10 protein-coding genes are annotated in these 9,326 nt (G+C 75.0%); 5 read left to right on the top strand and 5 right to left on the bottom strand.

Annotated features, from left to right (window positions below):
• A partial coding sequence (locus ABZ914_RS39715; RefSeq protein ID WP_500199699.1) for a hypothetical protein occupies positions 1-370 on the bottom strand: 370 nt, incomplete at its 3' end.
• A gap of 140 nt (positions 371-510) precedes the next feature.
• Between ABZ914_RS39715 and ABZ914_RS39710 the strand changes: the two genes are divergently transcribed.
• Both ABZ914_RS39710 and ABZ914_RS39705 read left to right on the top strand, forming a co-directional pair.
• The gene (locus ABZ914_RS39710; protein WP_241756161.1) at positions 511-1,068 is read left to right on the top strand and encodes a PadR family transcriptional regulator; all 558 of its coding nucleotides are present in this window, start codon (positions 511-513) and stop codon (positions 1,066-1,068) included.
• Positions 1,069-1,092: 24 nt separating this feature from the next.
• The gene (locus ABZ914_RS39705; RefSeq protein WP_500199697.1) at positions 1,093-2,202 is read left to right on the top strand and encodes a DmpA family aminopeptidase; all 1,110 of its coding nucleotides are present in this window, start codon (positions 1,093-1,095) and stop codon (positions 2,200-2,202) included.
• Positions 2,203-2,247: 45 nt separating this feature from the next.
• Here ABZ914_RS39705 and ABZ914_RS39700 read toward each other — a convergent pair whose 3' ends face one another.
• Positions 2,248-3,234 carry a diacylglycerol/lipid kinase family protein gene (locus tag ABZ914_RS39700; protein WP_500199695.1) on the bottom strand — a complete coding sequence of 329 codons (987 nt, stop codon included), beginning with the start codon at positions 3,232-3,234 and terminating at the stop codon, positions 2,248-2,250.
• 139 nt (positions 3,235-3,373) lie between these two features.
• On the opposite strand from ABZ914_RS39700, the gene ABZ914_RS39695 reads away from it, so the two are divergent.
• Together ABZ914_RS39695 and ABZ914_RS39690 are read left to right on the top strand one after the other, a co-directional pair.
• Positions 3,374-4,327 carry an alpha/beta hydrolase gene (locus tag ABZ914_RS39695; protein WP_500199693.1) on the top strand — a complete coding sequence of 318 codons (954 nt, stop codon included), beginning with the start codon at positions 3,374-3,376 and terminating at the stop codon, positions 4,325-4,327.
• 42 nt (positions 4,328-4,369) lie between these two features.
• Positions 4,370-5,257, top strand: a complete 888-nt coding sequence (locus ABZ914_RS39690) for an amidohydrolase family protein (protein WP_500199692.1) — start codon at positions 4,370-4,372, stop codon at positions 5,255-5,257.
• Positions 5,258-5,324: 67 nt separating this feature from the next.
• Here the strand turns inward: ABZ914_RS39690 and ABZ914_RS39685 are convergent, their stop codons facing one another.
• The 3 genes from ABZ914_RS39685 to ABZ914_RS39675 are packed head-to-tail and all read right to left on the bottom strand — an operon-like array spanning position 5,325 to position 7,935.
• Positions 5,325-6,377 carry a cation diffusion facilitator family transporter gene (locus ABZ914_RS39685; RefSeq protein WP_500199691.1) on the bottom strand — a complete coding sequence of 351 codons (1,053 nt, stop codon included), beginning with the start codon at positions 6,375-6,377 and terminating at the stop codon, positions 5,325-5,327.
• Positions 6,374-6,763, bottom strand: coding sequence for an ArsR/SmtB family transcription factor (locus ABZ914_RS39680; protein ID WP_190863600.1), 390 nt, complete (start codon positions 6,761-6,763; stop codon positions 6,374-6,376). The genes ABZ914_RS39685 and ABZ914_RS39680 overlap by 4 nt, the downstream gene beginning before the upstream one ends.
• Before the next feature lie 23 nt (positions 6,764-6,786).
• Positions 6,787-7,935: a DUF6777 domain-containing protein gene (locus tag ABZ914_RS39675; protein WP_500199689.1), complete on the bottom strand. Its 1,149-nt coding sequence runs from the start codon at positions 7,933-7,935 to the stop codon at positions 6,787-6,789.
• 132 nt (positions 7,936-8,067) lie between these two features.
• Here ABZ914_RS39675 and ABZ914_RS39670 point away from each other — a divergent pair.
• Positions 8,068-9,326, top strand: a 1,259-nt coding sequence (locus ABZ914_RS39670; protein WP_500199688.1) for a serine/threonine-protein kinase, incomplete at its 3' end; no start/stop codon positions are given.

Here is a 9,326-nt window from a genome sequence, read left to right as displayed (position 1 = left end):
GGTCGATGATCGGGTCGGGCTCCGGCGGGACGGCCTCGATCGCCGCGGCGCCCGGCGCCGGGACCGGCCGCCGGGGAACCGGGGCCCCGGACGACCCGCCGCGGCCCCGGTACACCACCAGCCCGTTCACCGGGTCCGGCACGGCGTCCAGGGCCGCGCGCACGACGGGCAGGGCCCGCCACGCCTCCCACTGCTCCTCGTCCTCGAAGAACACCTCGAAGACGACGCCCCACGTGTGCGTGTGCCACTCCCAGTGGACCGCGCCGTAGGTCAGCGCGGTCTCCGCCAGCGTCTCCTGCCAGGACCGCTGCCAGGCGGACGCGGGCAGGGACGCGTCGAACACCTCGATGGACCACCATTCCGCTGCCATGGCACGACGCTAGGCCGGGCCCCGCCCAGGGGCCAGTGCCCGCCGGGGAAGAACACCCTCCCGATGCGCCCGCCGGGGGGCGTGCCACCGGCGCCCGCCGCAGGCTCTACCCTGAACGTCGGCTCGGACAGGGAAGGGTGATGATGTCGGCGACGCGGCTGCTGGTCCTCGGCGGGGTGCGGCGGTTCGGCCGGGCCCACGGGTACGAGATCCGCAGGGAGCTGATCTCCTGGGGCTCGGACGAGTGGGCCCACGTGAACCCGGGCTCGATCTACCACGCGCTGCGGCAGCTGGCCAAGGAGGGCCTGCTGCTCGCCCACGACGTGGAGGAGAGCGACGCCGGGCCGCCGCACACCGACTACGAGATCACCGGCGCGGGCCGGGAGGAGTTCTTCCGGCTGCTGCGCTGCGCGATCTCCACGGTCGACATCCGGCACCCGGAGATGCTGACGGCCGGGCTCGCCTTCCTCGCCGAGCTGACCCGCCCGGAGGCGATCGAGCTGCTCCGGCAGCGGCTGGACGGCCTGGCCGCCCGGCGCGCCAACGTCATGCCGCTGTACGAGGCGCCGGCGGACCCCGCGCACCTCCACGAGCTGCTCGGCTGGTGGGTGCACTCCGCCGACGCGGCCATGCAGTGGGCGTGCGGCCTCATCGAGCGCCTGGAGGCCGGCGACTACGTCATGGCCGACGAGCGCTAGACCCTTCGACCCGGAAGGCGGCACATGACCCGCGCCCGCGCCCTCGGCCTGCCGATGCCCGGCGACACCGGCCCGCTCAACGCGATCACCGACGTGCCCGGCGTCGAGGTCGGCTGCGTCACGCTGGTCTCCGGCGACGGCCCGCTGCGTCCGGGCGAGGGCCCCGTCCGCACCGGCGTCACGGCGCTGCTCCCGCGCGGACGCGCCGGCCTCGCCGACGCCTGCGCGGCCGGGGTGCACTCGCTGAACGGCAACGGCGAGATGACCGGCTCGCACTGGCTGGCCGAGACCGGCGCCCTGAACACGCCCGTCCTGATCACCAACACGCACGCGGTCGGCACCTGCCACCGGGGCGCCATCGAGTGGATGCTCCGCGAGAGCCCCGGCTCGCAGGACTGGATGCTGCCCGTCGTCGCGGAGACCTGGGACGGCTACCTCAACGACATCGGCGGCGCCCACGTGCGTCCCGAGCACGCGGTCCGGGCGCTGGACGCGGCGCGCGGCGGCCCCGTCGAGGAGGGCAACGCCGGCGGCGGGACCGGCATGAACTGCTACGGCTTCAAGGGCGGCAACGGGACGTCCTCGCGGGTCGTGCGGTACGGCGGCGACGCCTACACGGTCGGCGCGTTCGTCCAGGCGAACTTCGGCTCCCGCAAGGACCTCACCGTCCGCGGCGTCCCGGTCGGCGCGGCCCTCGCCGACGACAACCCCATGGAGGACACCGACTGGCTCGGGCTCGCCGGCGCCGGCTCGGTCATCGCGGTCGTCGCGACGGACGCGCCGCTGATCCCCGGGCAGTGCACCGCGCTCGCCCGCCGCGTCCCGCTCGGCCTGGCCCGCACCGGCACCTACGGGCAGCACTCGTCCGGCGACATCTTCCTGGCCTTCTCCACCGCCAACGCGGGCGCGCTCACCGGCGGCTTCCCGGCGGGGGAGGAGGGCTACGAGACGCTGCGGTTCGTCCCGTGGAACCGGATCGACCCGTTCTACGAGGCCGTCGTCCAGGCGGTCGAGGAGGCCGTGCTGAACGCGCTGCTGGCGGCCCGCACCATGATCGGCCGGGACGGGCACCGGTCGCCGGCGCTGCCGCACGACCGGCTCAGGGACCTGCTCGCGGCGCGCGGCGTGCTCTGACCCGCGACCCGGCCCACCCGCACCGGGCCGCCGCGGGGCGGTGGATCAGGTGTCGTCGAACGTCTGCGGGACGATCACGCGCAGCGCGTTGCCCCGCAGCCGGATCGTCACCGGCGTCCGGCCGCGGACCTCGCCGTCCACGTCCACCCGCATCGGCGGATCGGTCTCGATCTCCACGTGCGCGGTGGTGAGGAACGCGTCCTCGTCCAGCGTCCGCCACGGGCCGGTCAGCACGTGCCGGGCCGTCGCGGACGCCAGCCGCAGCCGCCGCTCGTCGCCCAGCCGGTAGACGGCCAGCAGCCGGTCGTCGGGGCTCGCGTCCCGGGCGATCCGCTGCCCGCTGTGGTGCGCGCCGTTCGCGATGTTCAGCTGGTGCGTCCGGAGGGACGTCGTCTCCCCGTCGATCGTGATGCGGGCCGTGAACGCCTTGTGCCGGGGCAGCAGCCCCGCCGCCGTCAGCGCGTACGCGGGACGGCCGAGGTACCGCTTCAGCAGGTGCGGGACCTTCCCCGCGACCTGCACCGACAGGCCGAGGCTGACCATGTTCGCGAAGATGTGCTCGCGGTCGGCGCCCGGCCCCTCGCCCTGCGGGTCGCCGGTGCTCTCGAACCAGCCGACGTCCACGTCGGCGACCTTCCCGCCGCCCGGGCCGCCCAGCGCCACGGTCCGGACCGCGCCGGGCAGGTCCAGCGGCAGCTCCAGGCTGCGCGCGAAGTTGTTGGTGGTGCCGAGCGGCAGCACGCCGAGCGCGATGTCGCGGTGCGCGAGGTGCCCGACGGCCTCGGCGACCGTCCCGTCCCCGCCGCCGACCACGACGAGGTCGGGCTCCAGCGCCAGCACGTCGCCGAACAGGTCGCGCAGCCGGGTCGGATCGGTCACCGGGAAGACCTGGTCGAAGGCGATCCCGGCCTCGTCCAGCAGGCGGCGCGCCCGGCCGTACAGCCGGCGGCCCCGCCGCGACCGCGAGTTGATCACCAGGACCGCGCGGCCGCCCTTGCCGATCGCCGACTCCAGCTCCGCTTTGCTCCGCATCTCGACTCGGTCGCCCTCCACTCGTTCGCGCCACCCTACCGGCGGCCGCCCGGGAACCCGGGTCCGCTGCTTTATAAACCCATTACTTCACGTTGAAACATGGCCGGAAGTGGGGACATTACCGGTGAACCACAGCTGAATGACCGGGACGGAAAACATGTCCATGGCCACCGGGGGCGCCGCCCCGTCCGCAGCACCCGCCGACGACGGCGCGACCGTCGTCGGCGAGCACCGGCCCCGCCGCCGCGTCCTGGACCTCGCGGTCCGCTCGCCCGTCCTCCCCGGCGTCGCGCACGCCCGGCTCCTGCTGCCTCCGGGCTGGTCGCGGGACGCCTCCCGGACCTGGCCCGTGCTGTGGCTGCTGCACGGCTCCGGCGCCGGGCACACCGCCTGGACCGACCACGGCGGCGTCGAGGAGCTGACCGGGGACGGCGAGGTGATCGTCGTCATGCCGGACGGCGGCCCCTGCGGGAATTACACCGATTGGTGGAATCGCGGCGACGGCGGGGCGCCGAAGTGGGAGACGTTCCATCTGGCCGAGCTGCGCCAGATACTCGAACGCGGATACCGCGCCGGAACGCGGCGCGCCGTCGCCGGGAATGGGACCGGCGGGATGGGCGCGCTGTCCTACGCCGCCCGGCACCGCGGCCTGTTCCGCGCCGCCGCGTCGTTCAGCGGCCCGGTGCACACCCTCCACCGCGACCCGCGCGGCCTGGACGTCGCCGACCTCGTCGAGCTGACCGTCGCGATCGGCGAGCCCGCCCGCGACTGGACGGACGTGTGGGGCGACCCCGACGAGCAGCGCGTCGTGTGGCGCCAGCACAACCCGTTCGACCTGGCCGACCGCCTCGCCGGCGTCCAGCTGCACGTCAGCGCGGGCGACGGGCGGCCCGGCCCCTACGACCCGAAGCCCGGCACCGGCCACGACGTGGTCGAGGCGCTCGCCGGAAGCGTCACCCGCGAGTTCGCGGGCAAGCTGAAGAAGCTCGGCATCCCGATCTCCACGCACTTCTACCGCGGCACGCACACCTGGCCGTACTGGCGGCGGGAGCTGCGCGCCGCGCTGCCCGCCCTGCTGGCCGCGATCGCCTAGCACCCGCCGGCGGCCCGCCCGCCTCCGGCTAGGGTTCGGGGCGTGACTGAACCCCGTTCGGATTCCGCCGTCCCCGCGTTCTGGCAGGCGCTCGGGCTGCCCGGCATCATCGACGCGCACGTCCACTTCATGCCGCCGCGGCTGATGAGCGCGGTCTGGGCGTACTTCGACGACGCCGGACCGCTGATCGGCACGGAGTGGCCGATCCGCTACCGGGACTCGGAGGAGGAGCGGCTGGCGTTCCTGCGCGGCCTCGGCGTCCGCGCGTTCACCGCGCTGGTGTACCCGCACCGGCCCGGCATGGCCGAGTCGCTGAACGAGTGGGGCGCCGAGTTCGCCGCCCGCGTCCCCGACTGCCTGCAGACCGCGACGTTCTTCCCCGAGCCGAGCGCCGCCGCCTACGTGCGCCGCGCCCTGGAGTCGGGGGCGCGTGTGTTCAAGGTCCACCTCCAGGTCGGCGGGTTCGACCCCCGGGACAAGGAGCTGGACGAGGCGTGGGGGATCCTCGCCGAGGCCGGGGTCCCCGCCCTGGTCCACGCCGGGTCCGGCCCGGTCGCCAACGGGTTCACCGGCCCGGACCCGTTCGCCGGGGTGCTGGCCCGCCACCCCCGCCTCACCGCGATCATCGCCCACCTCGGCGCGCCCGAGTTCGGGGGCTTCTTCGACCTCGCCGACCGGTACGGCGGCGTCCATCTGGACACGACGATGACCTTCACCCGGTTCGCGGGCGGCCTGGGCTCGTTCCCCGAGGCGCTCCTGCCGCGGCTCCGCGACCTCGGGCTGGAGGGCAAGATCCTGCTCGGCACCGATTTCCCCAACATTCCCTACGCCTACGCCCATCAACTGGAGGCGCTGGCCGACCTCGGCCTCGGCGACGACTGGCTCCGGGCCGTCTGCTGGAACACCGCCGCCGAGCTCTTCGACCTCTGACGCCGGGGCTCTGACGCCGGGCCTCTGACGCCGGGCCTCTGACGCCGGGCCTGTGACGTGCGGCGGGTCAGTGGTCGCAGGGGGCGGAGCCCGCGTGCTGGTGCGGCTGGTCGGCCTCGCCCACGTGCCGGGGGCCGTGCGAGTCCTCGCAGTGGCCGTGCCGGGACGGGCCGTCCACGTGATCGACCTCCAGCGTCGTGTGGGTGATCCCGTACGAGGCGCGCAGCAGGTCCTGCATGTCGCGGCGGACGGCGTGGCAGTCGCCCTTCGCGTCCACCAGCACGTGCGCCGACAGCGCCGGATAGCCGGACCCGACCTCCCACACGTGCAGGTCGTGCACCTCCTCGACGCACGGCCGCTCGGCCAGCCGGGCGCCCAGCTCGGACGGGTCGATGCCCGCCGGGGCGGCCTCCATCAGCACCCGCCCCGCGTCCCGCAGCAGCCCGTACCCGGCCTTCAGCATCAGCGCCGCCACCACCAGCGACGCGATCGCGTCCGCGCGGGCGAACCCCGTCGTCCACACCACCAGTCCGGCGACGGCGGTGCAGACGAACGCGAACAGGTCGTTCAGGATGTGCTGGAACGCGCCCTCGACGTTCAGGCTCGTCCGGTTCGCCCGGCTCAGCAGCCAGCTCGCGGCCAGGTTGACCGCGATGCCCGCGAGGGCCGTCCAGAAGACGAACCGCCCGTCGACCTCCGGCGGGCTGATCAGCCGGTGGACGCCCTCGTACACGAAGAACGCCGCGAGCAGGATCAGCGTCAGCCCGTTCAGCTGCGCCGAGAGGATCTCCGCGCGGCGCATCCCGAACGTGAAACCGCCCCGCGGCGGGCGCGCGGCGATCCGCATGGCGACCAGCGCCAGCGCGATCGCGAACGCGTCGGTCAGCATGTGCGCGGCGTCGGAGAGCAGGGCGAGCGATCCGGCCAGCAGGCCGATCACGACCTCGCCCGCCATGTAGGCGACGATCAGGGCGAGGGCGCCGCCGAGCAGCCGCCGGTCCGCGTTGGCGGAGATGCCGTGCCCGTGCCCGTGTCCATGCCCATGGCCTTGGCTCAGGCCTTGGGCGTGCTCATGGCCGTGCCCGTGCCCGTCCGGCTCGTTCTCCGGCTTCGCGGTCATGCGCCTTCCTCCCCGTGGCCGACGTGGGCGAGGGCGAGATCGAGCAGCATCCGGACGTGCGAGTCGTCCAGCCGGTAGTAGGCCATCCGGCCGGCCCGGCGGACCCGGACCACGCGGTTGGCGCGCAGCAGGCGCAGCGCGTGCGACACCGACGACTCCGACTGCCCGCAGGACGCCGCGATGTCGCACACGCACATCTCTCCCCCTTCGAGCAGTGCGGTGATCACCCGGAGCCGGCCCGGGTCGGACAGCAGCCCGAACACCTGCGCGAGCTCCCCGACCGCCTCCGCGCCCGGCATCGAGGCGGACACGAGGGCGACCTTCTCCGCGTCGACCACGCGGACGGCGCACGCCTCCGCGGGGATGACATCTGAAGCACTGCTCATATGAACAAATGTAGCAGCAGGGGTCAGAGGGCCGGGGACGACCCCGCCGATCCGCCGGGCGGCGCCATCGAGATCACCGGGCTCTGCGGCTCGTCGCCGGGCGTCCCGGCCCCCGCCCCGCCGGTGGTGCCGCCGGTCCCGGTGCCGCCCGACCCATCATCGCCGGTGCCGGTGCCGGTGCCGGTGCCGGTGCCGGTGCCGGTCGCGGTCCCCGTGCCCGGTCCGCCGCCGGGCGACACCCCCGGCTGCGAGATTTCCGGCGCCGGGGACCCCGGCGCGGGCGATCCCGGATCGGAGATCCCCGGCTCCGGCGACCCGGGGGCCGGCGACCCGTCGCCCGGCGCGGGGGAGCCCGACGACCCCGAGTCGGCCGGCGCCGGGGAGTCGCTGGGCGTGCCGCCCGACGGCTCCGTCTCGGTGGCCGGAAGCGGCAGCGGCGGCCCGTCGTCGCCGCCCGTGGTCGCGCGCGGCCGCTCGAAGCCCATCGTGGCGCCCGGATCGACGAGCACGAAGACCGTGATCGTGCCCTTGCGGGAATCCCGCGGCCGGATCCGCGTCACATTCCGCTTCTCGAATCCCGGCCACTTTCGGCCACTGTACCGCGCGTTCGATGTATTGATCTTGCCCGCCGGCGCGGTCAGCGGATTCCCGCAATTGCACTTCACCGCCGGAACCCCGTAGCCATTGACCAGAACGCCCATTCCGGCCTGGAGCACGGCGCTCTCGCTCGTCGCCCTGCCGTCCCGGTAGCCGTGGTTGGTCACCAGGGTGTCGGTGCGCAGCAGCACCGGCGTCAGCCGCGACACGTACCGCTCGATGTCGCTCACCGGAATGCCCTGCACGCCCGCCCACGCGCGCGCCTTGTCCGGGTTGGCCTGCAGGAACGCGACGAGCCTGCGCTGGTCGCAGCTCGAGATCCGGCGCGTCCCGCCGTACAGGCCGGGCGCGTCGCCGTCCTTCGTGCCGCCCCGCGCCGGGCGCGTCGCCACCTTGACCTGGTCGGTGTTCGCCGCCAGGGTGTACGGGTCGCGCCCCGGCGAGCCCACGGTCAGCCGGGTGATGGTGGCCCCCGCGTCCCCGCAGCCCGCCAGCGTCCCCGCCGCCAGCACCAGCGCGCCGGCCGCCATGATCGGCATCCGGCCCCGCGCCATTCGTGAATTGATCTCGAGCATGCGTCGTCTCCCGCTCCGGGTTCGGTGAACCTATACTCTTGGATGCCGGGCGGCACCGATTAGTGCCCGGGAGAATACGGAATTCTTGCGCCCGGCCGGCGGCCGGCATTGCGGGACCTGACGGGGGTCACAATGGCGAGCCCGCTTCCCCTCACCGCCGCGGATCCCACCCGCCTCGGCGGCTACGAGATCCTCGGGCGGCTCGGCACCGGCGGCCAGGGCGTGGTCTACCTCGGCCGCCCCGCCGGCGCGGGCGACCACGCGCCCGCCGCGCCGGGCCCGTCGGGCGCGCCGCCGCGCGTCGCCGTCAAGCTGCTGCACGCGCAGCTGCTCGGCAACGCCGCCGCGCGCGGCCGTTTCGTCCGCGAGCTGGCCCTGCTGCAGCGGATCGCGGGGTTCTGCACCGCGCAGGTCCTCGCCGCCGACATGGACGGCGACCGCCCCTACATCGTCAGCGAGTACGTGCCGGGCCGGTCGCTGCGCGAGCTCGTGCTCGAACAGGGCCCGCGCACCGGCGCCGACCTGGACCGGCTGGCGATCGGCACGGTCACCGCGCTCACCGCGATCCACCGCGCGGGCGTCGTGCACCGCGACTTCAAGCCGCAGAACGTGCTGATGGGCCTGGACGGGCCGCGCGTGATCGACTTCGGCATCGCCCGCGCGTTCGACGCCGGCGCCACGATGACCAGCCAGGTCGTCGGGACCCCCGCCTACATGGCTCCGGAGCAGTTCGCGGGACGGGTGTCGCCCGCCACCGACCTGTTCGCGTGGGCGGCCACGCTGCTGTTCGCCGCCACCGGCCGCGACCCGTTCGCGGGCGGCGCGCTGCCCGCCGTGATGTACCGGATCATGCACGAGACCCCCGACCTCGGCGCGCTGCCCGGCCCGATCGCCGAGGTCGCCGCCGGCTGCCTCGCCAAGGACCCCAAGGCCCGCCCCACCTCCGAGGACGTCCTGCTCCGCCTCCTCGGCGACCGTCCGGGGCCGCCGCACCCGCGCCTCGACCCGTCCGCCGCCCCCGCCACGGCGGCCCTCCCCGAACCCCCGACCGCGACCTGGACGGGCACCGCCCGCCCGGGCTCGACCCCTGCCCAAGGCGGCCGGCCCGGCACTGCCTCTGCATACGGCGCCCAACCTGGCGCCGTCCCCGCCCAGGACGCCCGACCCGGCTCGACCTCTGCCTCGGGCGGCCAGTCCGGCGCCATCCCTGGCCGAAGCGTCCAGCCTGGCGCCGCCGCCGGTGGCGCCCGGCCCGGCCCGTCCCGTTCCGGTGAGACCCCGCCTGGCGCCGCTCTGCCGGGAGCCGTTCAGCAGGGGCCGGCGCAGGCCGGGCTCGGGCCCGCCGCGGGGGCGACCGGGGCGCCGCCCGGCGCGTACGGCGCGGGGGAGGC

The organism is Spirillospora sp. NPDC046719 (assembly GCF_040645715.1).
Lineage (GTDB): Bacteria > Actinomycetota > Actinomycetes > Streptosporangiales > Streptosporangiaceae > Spirillospora.
Note: the sequence above shows the minus strand (reverse complement) of the source record. Positions and strands in the feature narration are given on the sequence as shown.